This window comes from Granulosicoccus sp. 3-233 (genome assembly GCF_052681095.1).
In genome coordinates, this window is the sequence record NZ_JBQYLE010000006.1 from 159,824 (window position 1) to 184,475 (window position 24,652).

The 24,652-nt window shown below is 59.1% G+C and carries 23 protein-coding genes; 6 read left to right on the forward strand and 17 right to left on the reverse strand.

The genetic code is table 11. The annotated features are described in order from the left end of the window. Positions 1-36: 36 nt before the first annotated feature. A complete protein-coding gene (locus tag ACUNV4_RS16790; RefSeq protein WP_430879746.1) occupies positions 37-552 on the reverse strand; it encodes a thioesterase family protein in 516 nt (171 codons plus the stop codon). A 138-nt stretch (positions 553-690) separates the two neighbouring features. On the opposite strand from ACUNV4_RS16790, the gene ACUNV4_RS16795 reads away from it, so the two are divergent. Together ACUNV4_RS16795 and ACUNV4_RS16800 are read left to right on the forward strand one after the other, a co-directional pair. After that, positions 691-1,563 carry a hypothetical protein gene (locus ACUNV4_RS16795; RefSeq protein WP_430879747.1) on the forward strand — a complete coding sequence of 291 codons (873 nt, stop codon included), beginning with the start codon at positions 691-693 and terminating at the stop codon, positions 1,561-1,563. A gap of 116 nt (positions 1,564-1,679) precedes the next feature. Beyond that, positions 1,680-3,953 carry a YgiQ family radical SAM protein gene (locus ACUNV4_RS16800; protein WP_430879748.1) on the forward strand — a complete coding sequence of 758 codons (2,274 nt, stop codon included), beginning with the start codon at positions 1,680-1,682 and terminating at the stop codon, positions 3,951-3,953. Between the two features lie 43 nt (positions 3,954-3,996). Here ACUNV4_RS16800 and ACUNV4_RS16805 read toward each other — a convergent pair whose 3' ends face one another. The 8 genes from ACUNV4_RS16805 to ACUNV4_RS16840 form a co-directional block, all read right to left on the reverse strand. Next, positions 3,997-4,851 (reverse strand): hypothetical protein, encoded by an 855-nt coding sequence (locus tag ACUNV4_RS16805; protein WP_430879749.1) that lies wholly within the window; start codon positions 4,849-4,851, stop codon positions 3,997-3,999. Between the two features lie 238 nt (positions 4,852-5,089). Then, positions 5,090-6,409 carry a phosphoglycerate mutase family protein gene (locus tag ACUNV4_RS16810; protein WP_430879750.1) on the reverse strand — a complete coding sequence of 440 codons (1,320 nt, stop codon included), beginning with the start codon at positions 6,407-6,409 and terminating at the stop codon, positions 5,090-5,092. Positions 6,410-6,770: 361 nt separating this feature from the next. Next, the gene (locus ACUNV4_RS16815; protein WP_430879751.1) at positions 6,771-7,547 is read right to left on the reverse strand and encodes an SDR family oxidoreductase; all 777 of its coding nucleotides are present in this window, start codon (positions 7,545-7,547) and stop codon (positions 6,771-6,773) included. A gap of 69 nt (positions 7,548-7,616) precedes the next feature. Beyond that, on the reverse strand, positions 7,617-7,991 hold the full coding sequence (locus ACUNV4_RS16820) for a GFA family protein (RefSeq protein WP_430879752.1): 375 nt from the start codon (positions 7,989-7,991) through the stop codon (positions 7,617-7,619). A 15-nt stretch (positions 7,992-8,006) separates the two neighbouring features. Next, positions 8,007-8,882, reverse strand: coding sequence for an ABC transporter substrate-binding protein (locus ACUNV4_RS16825; RefSeq protein WP_430879753.1), 876 nt, complete (start codon positions 8,880-8,882; stop codon positions 8,007-8,009). Positions 8,883-8,903: 21 nt separating this feature from the next. Continuing rightward, positions 8,904-10,535 (reverse strand): bifunctional metallophosphatase/5'-nucleotidase, encoded by a 1,632-nt coding sequence (locus ACUNV4_RS16830; protein WP_430879754.1) that lies wholly within the window; start codon positions 10,533-10,535, stop codon positions 8,904-8,906. 107 nt (positions 10,536-10,642) lie between these two features. After that, a complete protein-coding gene (locus tag ACUNV4_RS16835; protein WP_430879755.1) occupies positions 10,643-11,629 on the reverse strand; it encodes an aldo/keto reductase in 987 nt (328 codons plus the stop codon). 50 nt (positions 11,630-11,679) lie between these two features. After that, positions 11,680-12,795 (reverse strand): Gfo/Idh/MocA family protein, encoded by a 1,116-nt coding sequence (locus ACUNV4_RS16840; RefSeq protein WP_430879756.1) that lies wholly within the window; start codon positions 12,793-12,795, stop codon positions 11,680-11,682. Between the two features lie 47 nt (positions 12,796-12,842). Between ACUNV4_RS16840 and hspQ the strand changes: the two genes are divergently transcribed. Beyond that, positions 12,843-13,169 (forward strand): heat shock protein HspQ, encoded by a 327-nt coding sequence (hspQ, locus tag ACUNV4_RS16845; protein ID WP_430879757.1) that lies wholly within the window; start codon positions 12,843-12,845, stop codon positions 13,167-13,169. A gap of 79 nt (positions 13,170-13,248) precedes the next feature. Next, on the forward strand, positions 13,249-14,664 hold the full coding sequence (locus tag ACUNV4_RS16850) for an MATE family efflux transporter (protein WP_430879758.1): 1,416 nt from the start codon (positions 13,249-13,251) through the stop codon (positions 14,662-14,664). 121 nt (positions 14,665-14,785) lie between these two features. On the opposite strand, the gene ACUNV4_RS16855 is transcribed toward ACUNV4_RS16850, so the two are convergent. Genes ACUNV4_RS16855 through iolD form a run of 4 tightly spaced genes read right to left on the reverse strand, consistent with a single transcriptional unit; the run spans position 14,786 to position 19,319 of the window. Next, the gene (locus tag ACUNV4_RS16855; RefSeq protein ID WP_430879759.1) at positions 14,786-15,610 is read right to left on the reverse strand and encodes a class II fructose-bisphosphate aldolase; all 825 of its coding nucleotides are present in this window, start codon (positions 15,608-15,610) and stop codon (positions 14,786-14,788) included. Beyond that, the gene (locus tag ACUNV4_RS16860) at positions 15,610-16,452 is read right to left on the reverse strand and encodes a 5-deoxy-glucuronate isomerase (protein WP_430879760.1); all 843 of its coding nucleotides are present in this window, start codon (positions 16,450-16,452) and stop codon (positions 15,610-15,612) included. The genes ACUNV4_RS16855 and ACUNV4_RS16860 overlap by 1 nt, the downstream gene beginning before the upstream one ends. A 12-nt stretch (positions 16,453-16,464) precedes the next feature. After that, a complete protein-coding gene (gene iolC / locus ACUNV4_RS16865; protein ID WP_430879761.1) occupies positions 16,465-17,445 on the reverse strand; it encodes a 5-dehydro-2-deoxygluconokinase in 981 nt (326 codons plus the stop codon). Continuing rightward, a complete protein-coding gene (gene iolD, locus ACUNV4_RS16870) occupies positions 17,442-19,319 on the reverse strand; it encodes a 3D-(3,5/4)-trihydroxycyclohexane-1,2-dione acylhydrolase (decyclizing) (RefSeq protein ID WP_430879762.1) in 1,878 nt (625 codons plus the stop codon). The genes iolC and iolD overlap by 4 nt, the downstream gene beginning before the upstream one ends. Positions 19,320-19,441: 122 nt before the next feature. Between iolD and ACUNV4_RS16875 the strand changes: the two genes are divergently transcribed. Both ACUNV4_RS16875 and ACUNV4_RS16880 read left to right on the forward strand, forming a co-directional pair. Continuing rightward, positions 19,442-20,335 (forward strand): sugar phosphate isomerase/epimerase family protein, encoded by an 894-nt coding sequence (locus ACUNV4_RS16875; RefSeq protein ID WP_430879763.1) that lies wholly within the window; start codon positions 19,442-19,444, stop codon positions 20,333-20,335. Positions 20,336-20,360: 25 nt separating this feature from the next. After that, a complete protein-coding gene (locus ACUNV4_RS16880; RefSeq protein ID WP_430879764.1) occupies positions 20,361-21,518 on the forward strand; it encodes a Gfo/Idh/MocA family protein in 1,158 nt (385 codons plus the stop codon). A gap of 40 nt (positions 21,519-21,558) precedes the next feature. Here the strand turns inward: ACUNV4_RS16880 and ACUNV4_RS16885 are convergent, their stop codons facing one another. The 4 genes from ACUNV4_RS16885 to ACUNV4_RS16900 are packed head-to-tail and all read right to left on the reverse strand — an operon-like array spanning position 21,559 to position 24,593. Further along, on the reverse strand, positions 21,559-22,566 hold the full coding sequence (locus ACUNV4_RS16885) for a LacI family DNA-binding transcriptional regulator (RefSeq protein ID WP_430879765.1): 1,008 nt from the start codon (positions 22,564-22,566) through the stop codon (positions 21,559-21,561). A gap of 3 nt (positions 22,567-22,569) precedes the next feature. After that, on the reverse strand, positions 22,570-22,770 hold the full coding sequence (locus tag ACUNV4_RS16890) for a hypothetical protein (protein ID WP_430879766.1): 201 nt from the start codon (positions 22,768-22,770) through the stop codon (positions 22,570-22,572). Between the two features lie 16 nt (positions 22,771-22,786). Then, positions 22,787-23,557: an ATP-binding cassette domain-containing protein gene (locus tag ACUNV4_RS16895; RefSeq protein WP_430879767.1), complete on the reverse strand. Its 771-nt coding sequence runs from the start codon at positions 23,555-23,557 to the stop codon at positions 22,787-22,789. Positions 23,558-23,561: 4 nt separating this feature from the next. Further along, on the reverse strand, positions 23,562-24,593 hold the full coding sequence (locus tag ACUNV4_RS16900; RefSeq protein ID WP_430879768.1) for an ABC transporter permease: 1,032 nt from the start codon (positions 24,591-24,593) through the stop codon (positions 23,562-23,564). Between the last annotated feature and the right edge of the window lie 59 nt (positions 24,594-24,652).

Here is a 24,652-nt window from a genome sequence, read left to right on the forward strand (position 1 = left end):
CTCGATTCACGATGAGGCGGCCTTCATTTCCGTGACTCAACTCACGATATAGTTGGCGTTGCCGGTTGCTATCAGCGTCTGCTCATCGTTTCTCAGTCGCATGCTGCACACAGCGACGCGCCGCCCCAGTCTTACCACCTCGGCTTCGGCCAGAAATTCCTTGCCGATGCCCTGTCGCAGGTAGTCGACCCGCAGATCGATGGTCGCCAGTCGAGAGAAACGCTGCAGGATCTGCTCACTGTTCTCCTCCTTGTGAAAACCGGCAATTCCCATCATGACGGCCAGACCACCCGTCACATCCAGCACGGATGAGATGACGCCGCCGTGCAGCCGCCCGAACAGGTAATGCCCGATGAGTTCCGGCCGCATCTGAAAGCCGATGCGAATGGGACCCGGATCGAGCTGCTGTATCCTGAAACCCAGAAATTCGTTGAAACTGATGCGGTGTTCGAACAGCGTCGTGATGTCGTCCAGCAGACGCTGCTGCTCCTCGCCGGAGCGCAGCTGCGGGCCGCCAGCATCGCCAGCTTGATCGGAAATTGGTGAGACCACGTTATTTATCTTCAAATGATTGACCAGTCTGCATGGTAGCTGCCAATCGGCGCACAGTGATAGGTGAACTTGTTCGATCATGAGCCGCTATCGGTAGAAGTCCCTCCATCGGTCTTGCCGGATCAGCGACAACAACACATGACAGCGCACAGCCACCCCTCTCCCATCGTCCAGTCGTCCGTATTCGGCGGAGTGATCCGCCTTGTTCGCGGAGTTTGCGGCGTCGCCGGCATCCTTGCGCTGCAGATGGTCGGGAGTGTGTCGACTCCGGCCACTGCAGCCATTTTCAAATGTGTCAGTGCCTCGGGGGATACCACCTACACCAGCGCACCTTGCGCTCATGATGAATCCACCCGACGCATATCAAGCAGCGCCACGGCCGTTGCCGGACTCGATTGCCGCATCGCCCGCAAACTGGCCTTTGACACCACACGCCGCATGAAACAGGGCGAGTCTTCAGAATCCCTGTTCGATACGCACGGTGGCATGGACAGCCTGTCACCGGAAGTGATGGGACTGATCAGCTACATCTACACATTCCGGGGCAATGAGGCCGTCAGCGCCGGCCGCATCGCGACGCTGGCCACCGAACGTTGCCAGGTAGGCTCTTTCGGAGCCAATGTCCGCCGTTGTGAGACCTATCCCTTCGAATTCGTGCAGCAACTGGGCGGTTGCGAGGCCGCTCGCGGTGAATCGGACAACATCGCAGAGCGCGCGGGGACCGATTCCGAGCAGCCACAGGCCTTGCCCGTTGCGGCGGACGAACCAGCCGTTGGCGCGGCAGTACCGACCCGTTACGCGGCGCCGTCCGCCCCGACAGCCTCCATTGATGACTCGGCAGCCAGAGCCGCAGCCACGCGCGCTGTCAACGAACGCGCCAGTTGCCGGCAGCGCATCAGCGAGACCATCGAGAACACCAATGGACGGATGCAGAATGGCAGTTCGACCGCCGATCAGGATAGGATTCGGGCATTGCACCGGCAATTGCGGATGCAATTGGCACGTTGCTGAGTCGATCATTGCCGGAAACCGCCCGCATTCGGCACTTCACGGGCCTATTGCGACACACGATCAGACCCGCTACGGTTAAACAGGTACCATAGCGAATTGCTCAGCAGATCCGTGTCATGGCTTCAAGGCTCCCCGTCAATCCCGCTCGACCGCTTTTCGACTATCCGCCGTACTGGGCGGAGTGTTACGGCCGTGCGCCCTTTCTGCCCATGTCCCGGGCGGAAATGGATGAACTCGGCTGGGACAGCTGCGACATCATCGTGGTGACCGGCGACGCCTATGTCGATCACCCGAGCTTCGGCATGGCTATCGTCGGACGGCTGCTGGAAGCCCATGGCTTTCGTGTCGGTATCATTGCCCAGCCGGACTGGCAGGATACGACGGCATTCGAGGCACTGGGTGCACCGAACCTGTTCTTTGGCGTGACCGCCGGCAACATGGACTCGATGATCAATCGCTACACGGCGGATCGCAAGATACGCTCCGATGATGCCTACTCACCGGACGATATCGGCGGCAAGCGTCCCGATCGCAGCTCCATCGTCTATTCGCATCGCTGCCGTGAAGCCTATCGTGATGTCCCCATCGTCATCGGTGGCATCGAGGCTTCCCTGCGCCGGATTGCCCACTACGACTACTGGCAGGACAAGGTCAGACACTCCATTCTGGCCGACGCCAAGGCCGATCTGCTGGTCTACGGCAATGGCGAGCGCGCCATCGTCGATATCGCTCATCGCCTGGCTGCCGGGCAGGCCATCTCGGACATCACGGACTTGCGCGGTACCGCCTACATGATCGAGGATCTGCCTGAAGACTGGATCGTCATCGATTCAAGCAAGGTGGACAAACCCGGGCGAATCGAGGAACCGGTCAACCCCTACATCGTGCCGGAGAACAGTTCCACCGAGATGGCGGGAGCTCCCTGTCAGGATGGCTCCGGAGCGGAGGTTGCGCCCGTGACCGGCGATGAATCAGCGGTCATCGGTCAAGTATCGAGCAGTGGCAACACGCAGGTGCTCAATTTCATGAGCCGTGAAGAGCGCCAGGCCATTCGCCAGCAGAAACGGCACAAGACGGTGCTGCGCCTGCCATCGTTCGACATGGTCAGCAATGACAAGGTCCTGTACGCTCATGCCAATCGTGTGTTGCACCTGGAGACCAATCCCGGCAACGCCCGCGCACTGGTGCAGAACCAGGGCGGCCAGAAACTGTGGCTCAACCCACCGCCCATTCCCCTGACCACCGAGGAAATGGACTACGTCTTCGATCAGCCGTATGCCCGGGTTCCGCACCCGATGTACGGCAAGGCACGCATACCGGCCTACGAGATGATCCGTTTCTCGATCAATATCATGCGTGGTTGCTTTGGCGGCTGCACCTTCTGTTCGATCACCGAGCACGAGGGGCGTGTCATCCAGAACCGCTCGGAAGAGTCCATCATCAAGGAAATCGAGACCATACGTGATGAGGTACCGGGATTCACCGGTGTCATCTCCGATCTGGGTGGACCAACTGCCAACATGTATCGCATTGCCTGCAAATCGCGGGAAATCGAGGCCAATTGCCGGCTGCCGTCCTGCGTCTACCCCGATATCTGTTCGAACCTGAACACCGACCATTCCTCGCTCATTCAACTGTACAAGCGTGCCCGCGAGCTGCCGGGCGTCAAGAAGGTCCTGATCGCCTCCGGGCTGCGTTACGACCTCGCAGTCAAGTCGCCCGAATACGTCGAAGAACTGGTTACTCATCATGTCGGTGGCTATCTGAAGATCGCCCCCGAACACACCGAGCGCGGACCGCTGGACAAGATGATGAAACCGGGCATCGGTGCCTATGATGAATTCAAGGAACTGTTCGAGAAGTTCAGTCGCAAGGCCGGCAAGCAGCAGTATCTGATCCCCTACTTCATCGCGGCGCACCCGGGCACCACGGATACCGACATGATGAATCTGGCGTTGTGGCTCAAGCGCTACGGCTTCCGGGCTGATCAGGTACAGAATTTCTACCCTTCGCCCATGGCAACGGCAACTACCATGTATCACACGGGCAAGAACCCCTTGAAGCGCGTCCGTCGCGACGGAGGAGACGTGCCGATTGCCAAGTCAGGCACGCAGCGCAAACTGCACAAGGCCTTTCTTCGCTACCACGATCCGAAGAACTGGCCCCTGCTGCGTGATGCCCTGCGGGCCATGGGGCGCAGCGATCTCATCGGCAATGGCAAGCAGCATCTGATTCCGACCTATCAGCCCAAGGGCGATGGCTATCGGAATGCGCGGAGCAAGAACAGTACGCCACTCGAGAGAAATCGCGGGCGTGGTGCCGCCGGCAAGGTTCGCAAGGGCCGGATCCTGTCACAGCACACGGGGCTGCCACCACGCGAGACCGAATGATCTGCCAACAGGTCTCGACTTGCAGGCTGGACAGCCGCGTCTGTCAGACGCCCTGACCCAGACGCCGGATCAGCAGTGACTGCATGGATTTGCCCAGCGTTTCAGCGGCATCCAGCATACCGTGGCTCAGGCCACGATTGACCGCCTGCACATAACGCTGCCCCGCGTCTGTCTCGAGGATATCGGTAAAGGCCCTGAGAGTGTCCAGTGACTGTTGCTGGTACAGAAAGGCGATGGTTTCGAGCGAACTCTCTTGATAAGCTCGCGTCAGTACAGGCCTCTGCGCCTGGGCCGTATCGATCAACTGTCTGGCACTGCGTCGCTGTTCGACCGGCAAGGCGGGCGTCAGGCCCAGCTGCAGAGCCACCTGCATACTGATCAGAGTGTCAACAGCCGCTTCGCTTGCCTGCAGCGCGCGCTCGAGCGCCTGAATGGCAAGCTGACGTGCTTCAGTCAGACTGCGCAGGCCACTGGATTGGTGCCAGAGGGTGAATCGCTCGCGATGCAGAAGAATCGAATTGCTGATCTCCGCCTCGCGGATCTCCCGGCCCGGTGCACTCCGATAGAATCGCAGCAGATTGCCCAGCTGTTGCTCGTCCAGTTCAGCGTACAACTGTTCCTGCACGGCATGCTGCAATCGTTCGCTGTTGAAGGCGCTGGACAGCGTCGACTTCAGATAGGGAATATCCTGCTCCACGAATGGCAGGTCCAGCCCACCGGAACGGATGGATTGTTCAAAACTGGCAATGACGGCTGTCGGCAGGCTCTGCAATTGCTCGCTCATGCCGCTCGACTCCAGCAGTTCGGCCGTTGCCGCAATGACAGATGGCGATGCTCTCTCGTGCCGATTCGAATCGGCCCACAGTGGCTGAATGGATACGAAGAAAGCCAGTGACATCCCTGTCACCGATAATAGGTATCCCGTGCGCTTGATCATCTACCGCGCCTCTTGTTATGCGTGTACAGCGGCCTGAAAGAGCATTGACTCAGGCCACGAAAACACTAACGGCACGAAACTTGATCAGGCGAGTATCGGCCCGGGTTTCTGTGGGCGATGCACGACTGTCGACAGGCGATTGCCAATACGTTCACATTGCGCCGGATGCACCATGGGCAGTCCGGCGCAAATGAAGCGCCTACTGCGCCAGATCCTGCAGCTGCAGCTCTCTGGGTTGCAGATTGACCCGATAGGCGAAGTTCGCCACACCATCCTGCAAGGTCACTTTCCAGATGTCACCGAAGTCCCTCACCTTGACATCTTCATCGATCGGATAGCGGTGCGTGTTGCAGGTATCCACAGTCTCCTCCAGGCAGACATCCGTCAGGCCGATGCCGGCCATGATGTCATACAGGGTGCCGCTGTGGCCGGCTACCAGCGCGACACTGCCGGCAGGCAGGCTCAGCAGCGCTTCGATTAGCGGTGCTTCGGAAGGTGTCGTGCTTTCCGGGTCGAGTTCGGTTGCATCGGCGGTGCCGTCACCATTGCTCACCGGGTATTCCTGAATCCCATCATCAGGGAACTTGTCGATGTCCCCGGACAGATTGGCTTCAGCCGTGATCTGCTCGATGGTCTGACGAGTCCGGATCTTGTGGCTGGAAAAGGCATTGGTGAGTCGCTGGGTGATGCCGGCTTCACTGAAAAGATTGGCGAGCAACTCTGCACGCAATTCCCCTTTGGCATTGAGCACTTCGGCGCACTTGGACTCGCCACAGACTTCCACGAACGAACCATCTTCCTGTTCGGCCAGCTGCGTCATCTTTTCCGCATGCCGGGTGAAGTAGATTTCCACATCATCGGTATTGTCGATGCTCTCGGCATCCAGTGCGGCCAGAATGTCTTCATCCGTTATCACGGGAGGTTCGACCGGTGTGTCGGTATCACCGGCAACGTCGGACTTGGGTGGGTAGTAGCCGTCGGCATACCAGGCCACCTGATATTCCTCGGAACCGGAGTAGTCAACCACCGTGGAATTCGTGGCGGCACCTACCGTCGTCAGGTAGTCGCCATTCAGAAACAGATTGTAGCCTTCGGCCTCGGCCACGGAACACCACGACAGGACAGCCATGCCATCGTCACCGGTTTCCAGCTCCACAACCGGAGAGAGCGCTCCTTCAATACATGCTCCCAGACCGCCGGCAGCTGCAGACGTGCTGACATTGGCTTGTGACGACGCCGGCGAGCAACTGCCAGTCGAATCACAGGCAGTCACGAAGAACTGATAATCGGTGGCCGCCGTCAATCCGGACACATCAGCCATGGTTGCCGTAATGCCACTCTGCACACGACGACTGTCCTGATAGAGATCGTAGTAATCAGCCCCGTCGGAGGCATCCCAGCTCACTCGCACACCGTTACTGCCAAGTGCCTCTGCCGAGACATTCTCGACACCCATGGCATAGGCCTGACTCATCGCGACTCCAAGACCGGAGATGATCAGATATCCAGATAATTTCACGGAAATTTCCATAGTCCAAAAACGAGCCCCGATTATAGAACCCCCGCAAAATGTAACCGTGCCGATTAACACTCCGGGTCGGACCACACTCCGGGTCGGACCACCGTAACCCATTGCCTGCAAACACATTTCCCGATGGAACGCGTCATAAAAAGGGCTTTAATGCAGCGTTTTAGCTCGGAAAAAGCGTCAATTAAGACCGGATTGTCATGGTGACGCGCAAGATATCACCCATTCGCCGTGGTCCGACCCCAGGTGGTTGATGAATGATCAACGACTGATCGTTCACATGTGGTCCGACCCCGAGTGGTTGATGATCGATCAACAACTGATCGATCAGTCGTGGTCCGACCCGGGGGAATCAGAAGGCCTTGTTGACGGCGCCGCCATCGATCAGCAGGTTCTGACCGGTGATATAGCCTGCATGCTCGCTGCACAGGAAGGCGCAGGCCGCTCCGAATTCTTCGGGTTTGCCAAAGCGCTTTGCGGGTATGCCTGCGGCACGTTCGCTGATGACATCATCGATTGCCTTGCCAGAGCGCTCGGAGGCAACCTTGAAGCCACCGCGCAGCCGATCCGTATCGAAGGCACCCGGCATGATCTGGTTGATGGTGACACCGGTAGGTGCTACCGAGCGGGATACACCGGCCAGAAAGGACGTCAGACCAGCCCGAGCACCACTGGACAAATCCAGACCCGGAATGGGTGACACCACCGACGATGACGTGATGTTGACAATGCGACCCCAACCTCGCTCGCCCATGCCATCCACACAATGCCGGATCAGTTCCAGCGGAGTCACCATGTTCATGGTAACGCCCGTCAGCATCGCCTCACGATCGATCTCGCGAAAGTCCCTAAACGGAGGTCCCCCGTTGTTGTTGACCAGAATATCCGGTTCCGGACAGGCATCGAACAGGGCCTGTTGACCTGACTCGGTGGAAACATCCGCCATGACCACGGAGACATCCACACCAAAGGCTTCCAGATCCTTGCGGGTCAGATCCAGTTGCTGCTCGTCACGTCCATTGATGACCAGATTGACACCGGCTTCAGCCAGCGACATGGCACAGGCTCTTCCCAGACCGCGTGAAGAGGCACATACGATGGCCTTGCGGCCACTGATTCCAAGATCCATTGTTCGTTTCAAACTCGAGTTGACTGAGACAAGGTGCACAGCATAACCCAGTCAAACGGCCCGGCGCTCTCAGGGGTCGAGACTGCCATTGCGAACCTCTGCCGTTTCGAACTCATCCGGATCCACCCCTTCCAGACAGCCGACGTTGACGCCAATCTGCAGCGGGTCACGTCGACGCTGGTGATGGGTATAAATACCGCACTGGCGGCAGAAATAATGTCTGGCGACCCCGGTATTCCACTGATACAGGGTCAGCAAGTCACTGCCGCGCAGAATGCGAAGATCGCCGACCTGCACCGTGAGCATGGCAGCACCCTTGCGCCGGCACAGCGAACAATTGCAGCGCCTGACTTCAGGCTCGCCCGGTGGCAACAGCAGATCGAACTGCACGCCCCCGCAATGACAACTCGCCTGTAGACAGCGCGGCGAATCACCATCAGCCATGGCAAACACCAGTGCTCATGAAGAGGCGTCTGAGAGCAATTGCTCCCTGGCGGTCAACAGGTGTTCGATGACATCCACCAGCCAGGGACCGGCACAGATGGTCTCGTTGCTGGGCAGGGACACCACCAGCGGGTCCAGCCCGGACTGACGCAAGGCCGGATGCTCGGCCAGCATCTGACCGCGTGAGTAGGTCCCCTCACTGTAAGGAGACTCGATCAGTGCCTCGGGCGCCAGCCGGATCATGTCTTCCAGCTGCAACACCCCATAGGATTCGACGCCCAGATCGCTTGCCACATTATGCCAGCCGGCACGGCGCATGGCCTCACCCCGCAATGACTTCGGTCCGACCGTATACCCATTGGCATCGTAGACTGCAGCCCGCGGTGCCTCGACACCGCTGTGCTCCTGCATGCGATTCAGCGCCTGCACGCGCTCATCGACGGCGGCCAGGCGCTGCTCCAGCACAGCAATCTGCTGTTCGGCTTCGGACTCGCGTTGCAGAACCTTCCCGACCCGCCGCAGATTGTTCAGCATCGCGTCGACGGATTCGGCAATCTCCAGCGATTCGACTCTCAGCCCCAGCTCGTCCAGCAGTGACAGCGTATAGCGCGAGGTGTACGGCCCCGTCACGATGACATCCGGCGCCAGCGGCAGGATATCCTCGGCAATCGGCTGAACCTGCGGGTGGGCCTGCGCCTGCACATGCAGGCGCGACCCTGCCTCATCGCGACTGAGCCGGGACAAGGCGAGTATCTGTGCCGGATCGGCCAGCAGCATGACCAATTGATCGGCACACAGATTGATGGAAATCACTCGAGGCAGCGTTTCCGTGGCGAACGCTTCCACGCTGACACACAGACTCAGCAACGCCCCGAGAAACAGCCGCCTCATGATGCAACTTGCCCTGACAAGCTACAGCTTGCTGATGCGCTTCTGTACACCGGGTTTGTACGGAGCATGCTCGGCCAGATAGTCCGATACCACGTCTTCGACATTCGGGCCGAAATCGTAGGCGTTGATGGCATTCTCGGCGAACACCGAATAACCGTCACCACCACCTCGAACATAGTTGTTGGACACCACGCCATACAGCGCTTCTGGATCGATGGGTTGCATCTCTCCTTCAACCTCGACCATGACCTCCTTGATGCGCCCTTCATTGGCGGGCACGGATGGATCCCAGGTAAAGCTCAATCCCGCCACTTGCGGAAATCGCCCCTTGACCTCCTCTACCTGACTGACACCGTTTTCCAGTGCTGCAACAACATCCGCACCACTGAGCTGGAAGGTGGCCAGCGTGTTCTGGAAGGGTAGAACGGTCAGCACTTCACCCATCGTGATTTCACCGGCATCGATGGAGGCACGTACCCCACCGGAATTCATGATGGCAATGCTTACACCCTGATCCTTGACGCGATCCAGCAGGGCATCGGCGATCAGGTTGCCCATTTCGCATTCCTGAACCCGGCACACATCACGGTTGCCGTCGATCGGCGCATCAGCCGCCGCAACAACCTTGTTGCGAATACTGTCCAGTGGCTCGGCCAGTTCGGCAACGCGAGCCAGAATATCCTCGTTCTCGTCAATGCTGCCGTCAATCGTGATCGGCTCACCCGTGGCTTCTACCACTTCGCCATCATCATTGAAGGTGACAGCCAGCTCACCCAGATACTTGCCATAGGCATAGGCCTGCACGATGGCCGTATCACCCACCATGGTCGGATACGGGCCGGTCGCCTTGTCCGACGTGTTGGACAGGAATGTGTTGCTGTGACCACCGACGATCACATCGACACCCGTCGTCTCTGCAGCCACGCGCTTGTCGACTTCGTAGCCGGAATGCGACAGCACCACGATGCGCTTGATTCCCTGCGCCGTCAGTTCATCGACCTCCGCCTGCACCGCAGCCACCGGGTCGGAGAACGTGATGTTCTTGCCGGGGCTGGCCAGCTCGTTGGTATCCTGCGGGGTCAGACCGATGATGCCGTACTTCTGCCCGGCTTTCTCCACCACGGTGGACTTCATGATCTTGTTGGCCAGGGCCGGTTCCTGGCTGACGTCGGCATTGGACATGACAACCGGAAAATCGACGTTGTCGATGAACTCACGCAGTACCACCGGCCCATCATCGAATTCATGATTACCCACCGTCATGCCATCGTACTGCAGGGTGTTCATGATCTCGGCCGCCACCTTGCCCTTGTAGAAGGTGTAGAACAGCGACCCCTGAAAGCGGTCACCACCATCGAACAACAAGGCATCCGGATGACGCTCACGGGCTTGCGCCACAGCCGTCACCATGCGGGCATAACCACCAAAGCACTCACCCGCCTCATTGTCTTCGGCAGAACAGGGACTGTCGTACTTGCTGATGGGTTCCACCCGCGAGTGGAAATCATTGCTGTGCAGGATGGTAATGGTGTCGTCGGCATGTGCCAGCGTGCTCAGGGTCATGGCAGCAGATGCCATCAGCAATGGCAGGCCGCGACCCGGTGCACACGCTCGCAGCAAGGCGCTACGTACAGGTGAAATGGAAGTCTTCATCGGTGGATATCTCCTCTGACGATGGAAAGGCGTGTTGAACGAGAACAGGTTCCGCGACCCGCCTCGATGTTTACGACATGAAGCGAAAGGCGTAACTGGCAAGCCCCCTACTCGTAAATCGGGAAGAATGTATTGAATGCCTTCTCACAGAATACACCCGGATCGTTGAATCGTTGGTTCCGGTTGAGGGCATTGATCGCTGCCATGTCGGAGGCACTGAGCTCGAAATCGAATATGGCGGCATTCTCGATCAGACGCTCCGGTTTGGAAGTCTTCGGAATGATGGCATTACCCCGCTGCACGCCCCAGCGCAGCACCACCTGCGCGGGTGTCTTGCCCAGACGTTCGGCAATGGCCATCACACTCGGCTGCTGCAGCACGGACTCGCTCTGACTGGCCATGTCCAGCTCAAGGTAGGACAGGGCACCCAGCGGTGAAAAGGCCGTCACGGCAATATCCTCTTCAGCGCAGAACCGCAGCAGATTGGCCTGCGTCAGATAGGGGTGTGACTCGACCTGCAGTACGGCAGGCGCAATGCGTGCGTAGTTCAGCAGATCACGCATCAGAGACACGCCATAGTTGCACACGCCGATGTAGCGCGTCAGGCCACTGTCCACCAGAGTTTCCATGGCATGCCAGGTATCCTGCAGCGGCACGCTGGCGGGCTTGAGCATCGGTACGTCGTCGCTCGGGTCGTGCACCCACTCGGGCGGATAACGGGTTTCGAACGGCACGAATTCCAGCGCGATGGGAAAATGGATCAGGTACAGATCCAGATAATCCAGGCCCAGATCTTCCAGAGTCTGGTCCATGGCCATGATCACATGGTCGGGATGATGATAGGTATTCCACAATTTGGACGTCACCCATAATTCTTCCCGCGTACACAATCCCTCATCGATGGCCCGTCGAATGCCCTCCCCCACCTGCTTTTCGTTACCGTAGTCACAGGCACTGTCCAGATGGCGATACCCGGCACGTATGGCCTCGACCACTGCATCCGCCACGGTCTCGCGATCGATCTTCCAGAGGCCCAGACCGATGACCGGCATCTGACCGCCATCGCCAACTGTCAGAGTGGGAATTGTTGTCATGCTTTACCTGCCTTGCTTGCGTGTTTGTGAATAGTCGAGATCGCACCGATTCACGACTGGAGATTGATGACCTGACCACGGCTGATCGATTCGTGGGCGGCTGCACCCATGCGTACTGCCATGGCGCCATCACTGGCTGTCACCTCCACCGGTGTACCAGTCAGAACCGCCAGTGCAAAGCGATGATGCTGATAGAAGGTGGACCCGTGATGATCACCCGCCGCGGCCAGCGCCGGATCGAGGGTAAGCACATCCACCTGCGGTGGACTCTGGTCACGAGGACTGAACACCACCCGCGCATGACGCTCGCCGGCATCAGGCCAGAAGCGGTCCGGACCCGGAATGAAGGCATCGAGTTTGCCCTGCTCTCCAATGGCAGTGAGCTGTTCCTGAGGTTCAGCACCATCGGCGAACATGCACAATTCCAGAGAACCTCGGGCGCCGTTGTCGAAATCGACGATCACCAGTGCATTATCCAGAATATCGGGAGTGCGTCCTTCGTAGCGCTCATCCAGGTGATTGACGTCCATCGAGCCACTGGCGAAGATCCGCACCGGTTCTGCACCGGTCATCAGACGCATCAGGTCGAAGTGATGGCAGCATTTCTCCACCAGCGTTCCGCCGGTATTGTCACTGAACCGATTCCAGGCGCCCACCTTGTCCAGAAACGGGTAACGATGCTCCTTGATGGTCAGCAGACGAATACTGCCGATCTCACCGGTGGCCAGGCGTTCCAGAAAGCGAGCCGTGGCCGGCATGTATCGATATTCCATGGCCACCCAGAACGGTGCCGGAAACCCTTCCAGCTGCTGTTGCAGATCCTCACAGTGTTCGACCGTGGTACACAGCGGTTTCTCAGTCAGGATTGCCTTGCCCAGTGGCAACAGTTCGCTGATGATCGCATGATGCGTGAAGTTGGGCGACACGATGACGAAGGCATCGACTTGATCGAGAGGCAGTTGTGCCAGATCACGGTAGGCCATGGCCTCGGTATTGCCCAGAGAGCGAGCCAATGCCAGCGCTGACTCACGCATGGCATCATCCGGATCGATGATGGCCACCACCGACAATGGCAATTGGTGAATATCCCTGACCAGAGCAAGGTTTTTCAAATGCTCATGGCCCATCATTCCGGAGCCGATTATGGCGTAGCGTAGAGTTTTCATGTGAGGATTCTAGCCTCAAAGCAGCCTTGCCGGTTAAACTGGTCAGCATGATAAGAGACGCAAAATTCAGTATCGGTCAGGTCGTGCGACACCGTGTCTATCCGTTTCGTGGCGTCATCTATGACGTGGACCCGGTATTCGGCAATACCGAGGAATGGTATGAAGCCATTCCGGAAGCGGTTCGACCACGCAAGGATCAACCTTTCTACCACCTGTATGCCGAAAACGAGGAATCCGTTTACGAGGCTTATGTGTCGGAACAGAACCTGCTGCCCGACGAGGACGGCACGCCGCTGCGCCATCCACGCATCGCCGTCGAGTTCGAACGCAGTGGCAGTGGCACCTACATACCCAGACACATCGCGACACACTAGAGGATGAGCTTGCCAGGCAAGAAGGCTTCGTGAATTCGATGCTCGGCAATCGGCGAGAACAACGCCAGATCGTGCTGTCTTGAATACCCGCGCATCCGGCTACACTCACGGCTCGGTTTTCCGGCATGTCAGCGGACTGTCGATAACATCCGCGATCGGCCTGGTCGCCATTTTCGCAGTCGATCTGGTTGATGTTTTCTTCATCGCCTTGCTGGGTCATCCGGAACTGGCGGCTGCGGTGGGCTTTGCCGGTACCGCCCTGTTCTTCGGGGCCGCCATCGGCATCGGCCTGTCGATTGCCACCTCGACCGTCGTGGCCCAGGCCATCGGTGCAGCCAATCGCGATGAGGCCGCCAGGCTGGCTACACATGGATTGCTGTTCGGGCTGTGCCTGACCGTCCCGCTGTCAGTGCTGAGCCTGGTATTCGCACGGGAGCTGATCGCCTTGCTGGGCGCCGACGGTGAAACCCTGGAGCTGGCGGTCGTCTATTTTCGCATCGTGGTTGCTTCCCTGCCCATTCTGGGCATCGGCATGGCCGGTACATCACTGCTCAGGGCTGTCGGCGAAGCACGACTCGCCATGTGGGCAACCATCATTGCCGGCCTGGTCAACGCCATTCTCGACCCCATCTTCATCTTCGGATTCGATCTGGATCTGACCGGCGCCGCGATGGCCTCGGTGCTGTCTCGCTGCACGGTAGCCGGCCTTGCCCTGTATTACATCGTCAGCCGCCACCAGCTGATCCAGCACCCCAGACCCACCGAGCTGCTCGGCGATCTGCGCCAATTGCGCGGCATTGCCATCCCCTCCCTGATCACCAACCTGGCGGGTCCGCTGGGCGCGGCCTATGCCACCACACAGATGGCAAGATTCGGGACCGATGCAGTGGCAGCGGCAGCGGTCGTGGGCCGCATGACGCCCGTGGCATTTGCCGGGCTCTACGGTCTGTCGGGAGCCATTGGTCCGGTCGCCTCACAGAATGTCGGTGCCAGCCAGCCCCGACGAGTCACACAGACCCTGCAATCCGGCGGCCTGTTCGTGACGCTCTACGTGATTCCGGTGGCCGTGATCATGTTCCTGCTCAAGGATATTCTGGTAGACATCTTTTCACTGGAAGCCGATGCGGCGGAACTGTTGCGCTTCTACTGCACCTTCATCGTCATCAGTTACTGGCTCTACGGCCTGCAGCTGGCGGCCAACCCGCTGTTCACGGCGCTGCGTCACCCCGGTTATGCCACGATCAGCAACATCATCCGTGACCTGTGTCTGGGCATTCCACTGATCCACCTCGGCAGTCAGCTGTTCGGTGCCCGCGGGGTGCTGGCCGGACAGGCCATGGGCAACATGCTCGCCGGTATCCTGGCCTTCAGCATTGCCTTGTGGCTGGCAAGGCGAGTGGAAGTGGGCAAGAACATCGATCTGCCGTTCGCCTGCCTGAAACGGCGCTGGCATTACTACCGCGCACTGGTGCCCGGTGTACAGCACCGCGGTTGAAGAGAATCCGACTCCTGCAGTTCATAGCGTCGAACACCCGGATGAAAAAACCACCCTGCGGTACCACGCACCAAAGGCGCTGATTGAGGCTAGATATCGGTACGCCAGCCAGTCGCCTCGATTATCCGAGACTGCGCAGTACCTTGCGCGTTGCCGCCACCATTGGTTCATGCGTTTCAGCGAGAAGCGCCACACGATCGAAGCGATCGGGGTCGGCGTTGACCGCTTGCCGCAAGGCAGCTCCGAAGGCCATCCGCAGCTCGGTGCCAATATTGTATTTGCAGATGTGACTGGACCGGGCCAGAGAGGCACGCTGATCCACAGGCACACCGGACCCCCCATGTATCACCAGTGGAACCGAGGTCACAGCCTCGATCGCCTGAATGCGCTGTTCGTCCAGTCGTCCACCGGCATCCTGTTGCAGATGCACATTGCCCACCGAAATCGCCATGGCATCCACCGCCGTCTCGGCCGCGAAGCGGGCGGCCTCTTCAGGGTCGGTACCGGCGGATTTCTCACCATCGGCATAACCGACGAAACCGATCTCCCCTTCACAGGAAATACCGGCAGCATGTGCCAGTTCTGCAATCTCCGCCGTCTCCTCGATATTCTGCGCCAGTGGCTTGCGTGAACCGTCGAACATGACCGAACTGAATCCACAGTCGATGGCTTCACGGCATTCCTCGAAGGAATAACCATGGTCCAGATGCACGACCACCGGCACGGATGCCTGTTCCGCCAGCCAGGTCAGCATCTTTCCCAGCACCGGCAATGGCGTATGCGCCCTGCAGCCGGGACCGGCTTGTAGTATCAAGGGCAGGGACTCGGCTTCCGCCGCAGCGACAAAGGCGCGCATGTCCTCCCACCCCAACGTCACCAGACCAGCCACTGCACGTCCATCGCGCAGGGCCGGCTGCAGCACCTCTGACAGTGTGACCAGTGCCATTACTTGAACTTCGCGATCATGTCCTTGATACCGGGTATGGTCTCGATCTGGTAGGCATGCGTCGGCTGGAAGAACTGCACCAGAGAGCGCTGCGAGAGGCCGGCCAGAATGGTGAAGTAGTACATCTCGTACCCTGGCAGGGCCGCGCATGGGTGGTAGCCCTTGTCCAGACAGATGGTCGAGCCATCCACGATGTGATACGCATCGCCGGGTTCGTTGTCGACTCGCTGCAGCATCTGGACCCCCGATCCATGATTGGGGCGAAAACGGAAATTGTAGGTTTCGTCGTGGCGGGTCTCGTCCGGCAGACGATCGGTATCGTGCTTGTGCGACGGAAAGCCGGACCAGCCACCCTGACCGACAGTAAACAGCTCGCTGACCAGCAGACGCCCGACCTTGTCATGCTGCTTCTGTCCGAGGATGTGCTTGATCTTGCGATGCGTCTTGGTATCGTCAGAGCCATACTGCACCCGGTCGAGCTCAGCCACGCGCACATCGAACGGCTCCAGCACCTGATCGTAGCGAGCGCCCGCCACAAAGACTTCAGCGGTCTCGGACACACAGGACATCGTGACCCTGGCCCCCACCGGCACATAGACACCTTCGGGCTCGCCGTCCCAGACATCCACGCCACGATTGCCCAGCGCATCGAAACTCAGGCCTTCCACCTCGACGTTCACCGTACCGGTGGCTGGCACGATGCAGGTTTCGTAGCCTGGCACCGTGTATTCGAAGGCCTGGTCCTTCTTCAGCTTGATGATGTTGAAGTAGTTCAGCGGTACCGTTGCGTCATCGATATCGACAATCGGCTTGTTCTGGTTGTCATAGGGGGCAATATGCATGAGAGGTATCCTTCAGCTGAGAGTGGGGCCGGGATGCGAGGCCAGAAAGGCTTCCAGTTCGGCAGTGGTTGGCATGGCAGGGGCACAGCCGACGCGGGCAACGACCATGGAGGCGCAGGCAGAGCCTCTCAAGACGGCATCCTGCAACTCACGGCCATCGGCCAGGGCTGCAATGAAACCGCCCATGAAACTGTCGCCGGCACCAGTGGGCTTGAGGGCTTCCGCCGGATAGATGCCGGTACGAATTTCCTGCTCGGCGCTCAGAGTGATCGCACCCTGCTCGCCCATCTTGTAGACAACGATGGCCGCACCGTCGCGGGCCAGCTGCCGCGCCTTGTCCAGGCCACCTTCATGGTCGCCGGCCATGAAGCCGAATTCGACATCATTGCCGATGATGATGTCGCACAGTTCGCCGGCGCGGCTGTAGACCTCGGCGGCATCTGCAGCAGAAGCCCAGCTGTACGGTCGATAATCCACATCGAAAATCAGTGGAATACCTGCTTCCCGTGCCAGTTCGAAGGCGCGGAATGCAGCGCTGCGTGAGGGCTCGACGGCCAATACCGTGCCCGTGGTGATCAGTGCGGAAAAGCCTGAATAGTCCACGGCCTCGACATCGTCCATACTCATCTGAAAGTCTGCTGCACCATTCCGATAGATGACCGTCTGATGACCTTCCAGCCGACTCTCCGAGACAGCCAGAGAATTGCGGAATTCTCCGCCAACGGAACGCACATGCTGGCGCTCGATCCCGTAGTGATCCAGCTGCTCCAGACAGAAGCGACCGATAGCGTCATCGGATACACAGGTAACCAGCGACGTCTGACCGCCGTGCCGGCCGATGGCCACGCAGATGTTGGCGGAAGACCCCCCCAGACTGGCGGAAAATGTCGCTGCCTGCTCGATCGCGGTACCAGCGGGTTCGGGACTGAAGTCCATGCCGGCACGACCCAGTACGACAAAGCGCTTGCCCTTCAACATGTTCTGAGCATTCATACGCCGCGTCGCTGCCGGCTGCGGCTCGACTCCACTTCCCGGTGCGCCTCCAAGACCCTGTCACTGTCACTGACTTGTGGCGTCCCGACTTCCCACCAGGTATGACCTTCTGTCGTCCAGCCTTCATAGGCATCGACCTTCATGACGATCACCGAGGTCTTGCTGGCAGCCTTGGCACGCTTGAACGCCTCGGCAAGTTCGGCGGCGTTTTCCACGGTCTCCGCAATTGCGCCCATGGCATGGGCATGCGCTTCGAAATCCACGGCAAACGGGTCCACCGCCGTTGGTGTATCGGCAATCAGATTGTTGAAGCTCTCGTTGCCCGTGTTGTTCTGCAGCTTGTTGATGACGGCAAAGCCACCGTTGTCCAGCACCAGAATGATCAGCTTCTTGTCCGTCAGCACGCTGGAATAGATGTCCGAATTCATCATCAGGTAGGAGCCATCCCCGGTGAAGACGATGGTGTCCTTGTCGGCCTGCTTTTCCGACTGTGCAATTCTGGCCCCCCAGCCACCGGCTATCTCGTAGCCCATGCAGGAAAAACCGAACTCTATATCCACGGTACCGGCATCCAGCGTGCGCCAGTTGGCCGCCACTTCAGCCGGCAGACCACCGGCGGCAGCAACGATGCGATCTTGCGGGTCGCACAGCTCATTGACCACGCCGATGGCCTGGGCATAGGAGTTGGGTCGGTTGCCATGGGCAACATTCACCGCCACATAGGCATCCCACTTCTCACGCTCTTCGGCGGCGAAGTCGACCCAGGACTGTTCAAAGGCATGCCCGCCCATCAGCACGGACAGTTGCTCCAATGCCAGCCTTGCATCACCCACAACCGACAATGCGCCGTGCTTGCCCGCATCATGACGTCCCGCATTGACGGCAATGAAATCGGCATCCTGTGCGAACGCTGTCCAGGAACCGGTGGTGAAATCCTGCAGGCGGGTCCCCACGGCCAGAATCACATCGGCCTTCTCTGCCAGCGTATTGGCAGAGTTCGAGCCCGTCACGCCAATTGGTCCCGCATTCAGCGGATGGGTGGCCTGGAGATTGGCACGACCGGCAATGGTTTCCACCACGGGTATGCGGTGCGTCTCGGCAAAGGCGACAAGCTCCTTGACCGCGCCGGAATACTGCACCCCGCCACCGGCGATGATCAGTGGGCGCTCGGCACTCTTGAGACGCGTCACGGCATCCGCCAGCTCGTGCACATCGGGGGTTGCGCGCCGGATGCGATGAACTCGTCGCTCGAAGAAGCTGTCCGGATAGTCATACGCCCAGCCCTGTACATCCTGTGGCAAGCCCAGAAAGGCTGGCCCGCAATCGGCCGGATCGAGCATCGTCGCCACCGCATTGGGCAGACTCTGGATGATCTGCGCCGGATGCACGATACGATCCCAGTAACGTGTGACCGCCTTGAACGCATCATTGACCCCCAGGCTCGGGTTGTTGAAATGTTCCATCTGCTGCAGCACCGGATCAGGCAGGCGCGTCACATAGGTGTCGCCACACAGCATCAGCATGGGCAGTCGATTGGCATGTGCCAGTGCCGCAGAGGTCAGCAGATTGGAGGTACCCGGCCCGGCAGAGGCGGTACAGAACATGATGCGGCGACGCAAGTGATACTTGGCATAGGCGGCAGCCGCGAAGCCCATGCTTTGCTCGTTCTGACCGCGATACAGCGGCAGAGCATCGCGGTGCTGGTACAGCGCCTCACCGAGACAGGTGACATTGCCGTGGCCGAAGATGCCGAACCCACCGCCGAACAGACGCTGCTCCTCACCGTCGATGACAATGTACTGATTGGCCATCCAGCGAACGATAGCCTGGGCCAGAGTAAGTCGGGTAGATGTGCCTGTGCGGTCATCAGTCATGATCATTGCTCGCTATCGGGTTACGGGCCCGGCAAATGGATGGACGCCTTGTATTGACGATCTGTCAGCACACAGAATACAATAAATGCAACCGGTTGCAAACCATTGGAAACCCACTACGCATGAGTACAAGAATTGGTAATGCCCCCTGCTCCTGGGGTGTCGAGTTCGCCAAAGACGAACGCAATCCTGCCTGGCAGACCGTCCTTGACCAGTGCAGCCGTGCCGGTTACTCGGGGATCGAGCTGGGTCCGGTCGGCTACATGCCCGAAGACCCTGCCGAACTGGGCGATGCCCTGGCTGCCCGAGATCTCACGCTGATCGGCGGTGTCGTTTTCCGTGCCTTTCATGATCCTGCCCAATGGGACGATGTGATGGATGGTGCGGTCAGGACCTGCAAGGCGCTGACCGCCCACGGCGCAAGGCATTTCGTGCTGATCGATTCCATTTCACCGCGCCGAGCCCCCACTGCCGGGCGTGGCGATGAAGCCGAACAGATGGATACCGCCGAGTGGAAGGCCTATCGCGACCGCATCATGACGATCGCGAAGATGGGCTATGAGGAATACGGTCTGATTCCCGAAATCCACCCACATGCCGGAGGCTTCATGGATTTCGAACCCGAAGTGGAACGGCTGCTGGCCGAGACCGATCCGGAACTGCTGAAGATCTGCATCGATACCGGTCATTGTACCTATGCAGGCTTCGACCCCATCGCCTTCATGCAAAGGCACATGGAGCGCATCACCTACGTGCACTTCAAGACCACCGACCCGAAGATCAAGGCGGCAGCCATTGCCAATCGAACCGGCTTCTACGATGCCTGCGGTCAGGGAATCTTCTGCAATCTCGCCGACGGTGAAGTGGACTTCCCTGCCGTTCGCAAACTGCTTGTCGACAGCGGCTATGAAGGCTGGTGCACCATCGAACAGGATTGCGATCCGCGTCTGGATCCCGATCCGGAAGGCGATGCCAGACTGAATCGCGAATACCTGCAATCCATAGGCTTTGCCTGATCTCACCACGGACGTATCGAAGAACATGAAAAAATTGCAATGGGGCATGATCGGCGGCGGCGAAGGCAGCCAGATCGGACCGGCTCACCGCCTGGGCGCCGGCCTGGATGGCCTGTTCGAGTTCAGTGCCGCTGCACTCGACCACCGACCCGAGGCCGGTCGTCAGTATGGTCAGCAACTGGGCCTGGCAGCGGATCGCTCCTACGGAGACTGGCGGGAAATGCTGGCCGGAGAATCTGCCCGCGAAGACCGCATTCAACTGGTAACGGTGGCCACACCGAACTCCACCCATTTCGAGATCACCAAGGCCTTTCTGGAAGCCGGTTTTCACGTACTGTGCGAAAAGCCCATGACCATGACCGTCGATGAGGGTGAGCAGATCGTCAGGGCTGCCGAACAGAACCAGCGCATCTGCGCGGTGAACTACGGCTATTCCGGTTACTCTCTGGTTCGCCACATGCGGGCCATGATTGCGCGCGGCGACCTGGGCAGAATCCGCCTGGTCAATGCCGAGTTTGCTCATGGACATCATGCCGATGCGGCCGATGCCGACAATCCACGCGTGCGCTGGCGCTACGATCCGGCCCAGGCCGGCGTCTCCGCGCAGTTTGCCGACTGCGGCATTCATGCCCTGCACATGGCCAGTTTCGTCACCGGAGAGGAAGTCACGCGACTGTCTGCCGATACCGTCTCCTGCATCGCCTCACGCGAGCTCGAAGATGATGCCATGGTCAATTTCCGCATGAGCGGTGGCACAGTCGGTCGCCTGTGGACCTCATCCATAGCCATCGGTCGGCAGCACGGCCTGGGGATTCAGGTGTTTGGTGAGAAAGGCGGCTTGCGCTGGTCACAGGAGCATCCCAACCAGCTGTACTGGATGCCCCTGAACGAGCGTCTGCAGATCATCGAACGCGGCGAAGCCAATCTCTCCCCAGAAGCGGATCGCACCACACGCGTCACCATCGGCCATGCCGAAGGCATGCCGCTGGCTTTTGCCAACATCTACAAGGATCTGGCCGAGGCCATCCGGGCCAGCAATGAAGGTCGTGCCATTGACCCGGCAGCGGATCTCTACCCGCGTGCCGCTGATGGCCTGCGTTCGATGGCAGCGGTGGTGGCGGTGGCCGAGTCTGGCGCAGCCGAAGGCCAGTGGGTTGATGCCCGCCCGCCGATGTTTCGCTGATCCGTCACGACCAGTGGCAGGAAGACCGTGTCCGCTAGCCTCAAGGGCGCGGGCGCGGTCGCAAAGTACTTCGTTCCACCACCGTACTGGGAAACAGCCGGGCCTCCGGATAGCGGTCCGGCTCCTCCAGCATGGCCACGATCAGTTCGATCGATGAACTGATGATCTGCGCAATCGGTTGCCGGATGGTCGTCAGGGCAATGCTTTCCCAACCCGACATTTCCATATCGTTCAGCCCTATCACGCCGACATCTTCGGGAACCCGCAAACCGGCATCCCGGATGGCGCTCAGCGCGCCAATGGACAGCACATCATCCCCGCAGAAATAGGCCTCGGCTGGCTGCCCCTGCAACAGACGCAGCATTTCCCTGCGCCCCGCCTCGAAGGAATAATTGTCAGCATGGGAATACGTGACCTCGACCTGCTCATGCAATGCCAGCTCGGCCAGAAAGCCCTGCTGACGATCCTGTGTCGAGGTTGCTGTTTCCGGCCCTCCCAGGAAGGCAACACGCCTGTAGTCCCTCTCCAGCAGTTCACGCGCCGCAATCCGACCGCATTCGACATTGTCGATACCGACGACGTGTACCTGTGGTGAACTGGACTGCCGGCCGAAGGAATGCACCACCGGCATGCCGGCCTGCCGAAAGGCTTGCGAGAACTCCGGGGTCAGAGTGGAGGATGCAACGATGACCCCGTCCACCGAGTACTGTCGCAACATGCGCAGTGAATTGCCGGGATCGGTCTCCTCACTGAGGTTCACCAGCAAGGGGCGCAAGCCCCTGTCCTGCAGGCCACGAGTGAACAGATCGAAGACTTCCAGAAAGATCGGGTTGTGAAAGTTGTTCGAGACCAGTCCGATGAGCCGTGTACGCCCGGTGGTCAGGCTCGATGCCAGCGCATTCGGCATGTAGCCCAGCTCCGCAGCGGCCTTCTCAACCTTGCGTCGCATGGTTTCCGAGACGGAGGCACCATCGGTGAAGGCACGTGATACGGCGGAACGTGACACACCCGCGCGTTCCGCCACATCCTTGAGTGTGACCACACTCACCCCTCAGTGCCCGGCAGTGTCATCCGGCCAGTTGCACAGGAACAACTGCCACAGCGCATAAACCCCCATGGCTCCGAAAATGATGCCCCAGAACGGGGCGCCGGTAATGAATTCGAAAACAGCCCAGCCCAGACAGACGGCGACCAGCACCACACGGCGCCAGATCGGCCGAAAGAAGTCTATGTGCAGTTCAAACAATTGCATGATTGTCGTGTTCGCATCAGGCAGCGCCTGCGTATTCGGCCCCGGTCTTGGCGCCAGTAATGTAGGACACGACATCCTGCCCGTCGGTTTCCGACGCATTCAGGTTGGCCACGATCCTACCCCGTCTGAACACGATTATACGATCAACCAGGTCGAATACCTGTCGCATGTTGTGACTGATCAGAATCAGTGGTTCGCCAGCCGCCTTCAACGTTCGAACGATGTTTTCCACCTGTTCGGTTTCCTGCACACCCAGTGCGGCAGTCGGCTCATCCATGATGGTCAGCTTCGAATGGAAGGTGGCCGTCCGGGCGATGGCCACGCACTGACGCTGACCACCCGACATGTTGCGAATGGGGTTGTTGATATTGGGAATCTTGACAGCCGTGCGCTTCAATCCTTCCTCGGTGGCCTTTCGCATGCCGCGACGGTCGAGAATGGAAAACGGTCCCAGATTCAACAGCGTCTTTTCCCGGCCGAGAAACAGATTGGACGGCACATCCAGATCATCTGCCAGAGCCAAGGTCTGAAACACCGTCTCGATACCCGCTTCACGCGCATCCAGTGGACCGGAAAAGTGCACCTCCTTGCCCAGAAAGAACAGCTTGCCTCGCGTCGGCTGCTCGACACCGGTAATCTGGCGGACGAATGTCGATTTGCCCGCCCCATTGTCCCCCATGATTGCCACGTGTTCACCGGCACGCAGCTCGAAATTTGCATCGTTGAGGGCGTGCACACCACCGTAGTGCTTGGTCAGTCCTTCGGTCTTGAGAATGATGTCGCTCATGTGTTCAACTCTCCGCTGCGCGTCGCTTCTGACGATAGACATCTGCCACCACCGCTCCCACGATGATGCCGCCCTTGATCATTTCCTGGTAGAAGGCATCCAGCCGGATGAAGGTAAAACCGGAAATGATGACACCGAATATCAACATGCCGATGGCCGTACCGATCAGGGAACCACGTCCGCCGGCCAGGGATACGCCACCAATGACCGTCATTGCGATGGCATCAAGTTCGTACATCACTCCCATGCCCGATTGCGCTGTCAGACCCCGTGCAGCCAGGACCATTGCCGCCACCCCCGCCAACAGACCGGCGATGGAATAGACCAGCACCAGGTGTCGTTCGACATTGATACCCGACATGCGAGCTGCGTCCTGGTTGGAACCGATGGCATAGGTATGCTTGCCATAGACGGTGTAGGTCATGATCAGGTGGAACAGCAGAAGAATGCCCAGAAAGATGAACACCGGCATCATGCCTTCACCCAATGCGGCAAACTGATCGGTGGGAAAAGACACTGGCTGACCTTTGGTCCACCACTTGGCCACGCCTCTGGCCGAGACCATCATGCCAAGTGTGGCAATGAATGGCGGAATCTTCGTATACGCGATCAGGGCTCCATTGATGAAGCCTGCCAACAGGCCACACGCCAGCCCCACGGCAATGGGAATGATGACAGGCAGATCTACCCAACCCTGTTGCAGGAAGATGGCCTTGTCATAGCTGCCAACCTGCGCAAAACTCATGGCGATCATCGCCGTGGCACCCACTACCGAGCCGGATGAGAGATCGATACCACCAGTGATGATGACCTGCGTGACACCGATCGCAATGATACCGATGATCGATACCTGCAGAATCATGATCTTGAGTCGAACGACGTTGCCAAAGAAGCTCTGATCGCGGACCACCCAGCCCAGTATCTCGAAGATGATGGCGATGCCGATCAGTCCGATCAGGGCATTGAGCTCTGGCGGCCAATGGCGCTTTTTCTTGGTTACAGGCAACGCAGCACCCGCGGCTGATTCTCCCACCATGACGATTAAGACTCCTGTTCAAGACCGAAGGGGCAGCCTGCAAAGGCTGCCCACAAGAC

Bases quoted from the DNA above. Each gene is read 5' to 3' on its own strand.
- ACUNV4_RS16795 (WP_430879747.1), top strand. From the start codon at position 691: ATGACAGCGCACAGCCACCCCTCTCCCATCGTCCAGTCGTCCGTATTC.
- ACUNV4_RS16800 (WP_430879748.1), top strand. From the start codon at position 1,680: ATGGCTTCAAGGCTCCCCGTCAATCCCGCTCGACCGCTTTTCGACTAT.
- ACUNV4_RS16805 (WP_430879749.1), bottom strand. From the start codon at position 4,851: ATGTCACTGGCTTTCTTCGTATCCATTCAGCCACTGTGGGCCGATTCG.
- ACUNV4_RS16815 (WP_430879751.1), bottom strand. From the start codon at position 7,547: ATGGATCTTGGAATCAGTGGCCGCAAGGCCATCGTATGTGCCTCTTCA.
- ACUNV4_RS16820 (WP_430879752.1), bottom strand. From the start codon at position 7,991: ATGGCTGATGGTGATTCGCCGCGCTGTCTACAGGCGAGTTGTCATTGC.
- ACUNV4_RS16825 (WP_430879753.1), bottom strand. From the start codon at position 8,882: ATGAGGCGGCTGTTTCTCGGGGCGTTGCTGAGTCTGTGTGTCAGCGTG.
- ACUNV4_RS16830 (WP_430879754.1), bottom strand. From the start codon at position 10,535: ATGAAGACTTCCATTTCACCTGTACGTAGCGCCTTGCTGCGAGCGTGT.
- ACUNV4_RS16835 (WP_430879755.1), bottom strand. From the start codon at position 11,629: ATGACAACAATTCCCACTCTGACAGTTGGCGATGGCGGTCAGATGCCG.
- ACUNV4_RS16840 (WP_430879756.1), bottom strand. From the start codon at position 12,795: ATGAAAACTCTACGCTACGCCATAATCGGCTCCGGAATGATGGGCCAT.
- hspQ (WP_430879757.1), top strand. From the start codon at position 12,843: ATGATAAGAGACGCAAAATTCAGTATCGGTCAGGTCGTGCGACACCGT.
- ACUNV4_RS16855 (WP_430879759.1), bottom strand. From the start codon at position 15,610: ATGGCACTGGTCACACTGTCAGAGGTGCTGCAGCCGGCCCTGCGCGAT.
- ACUNV4_RS16860 (WP_430879760.1), bottom strand. From the start codon at position 16,452: ATGCATATTGCCCCCTATGACAACCAGAACAAGCCGATTGTCGATATC.
- iolC (WP_430879761.1), bottom strand. From the start codon at position 17,445: ATGAATGCTCAGAACATGTTGAAGGGCAAGCGCTTTGTCGTACTGGGT.
- iolD (WP_430879762.1), bottom strand. From the start codon at position 19,319: ATGACTGATGACCGCACAGGCACATCTACCCGACTTACTCTGGCCCAG.
- ACUNV4_RS16875 (WP_430879763.1), top strand. From the start codon at position 19,442: ATGAGTACAAGAATTGGTAATGCCCCCTGCTCCTGGGGTGTCGAGTTC.
- ACUNV4_RS16880 (WP_430879764.1), top strand. From the start codon at position 20,361: ATGAAAAAATTGCAATGGGGCATGATCGGCGGCGGCGAAGGCAGCCAG.
- ACUNV4_RS16890 (WP_430879766.1), bottom strand. From the start codon at position 22,770: ATGCAATTGTTTGAACTGCACATAGACTTCTTTCGGCCGATCTGGCGC.
- ACUNV4_RS16895 (WP_430879767.1), bottom strand. From the start codon at position 23,557: ATGAGCGACATCATTCTCAAGACCGAAGGACTGACCAAGCACTACGGT.
- ACUNV4_RS16900 (WP_430879768.1), bottom strand. From the start codon at position 24,593: ATGGTGGGAGAATCAGCCGCGGGTGCTGCGTTGCCTGTAACCAAGAAA.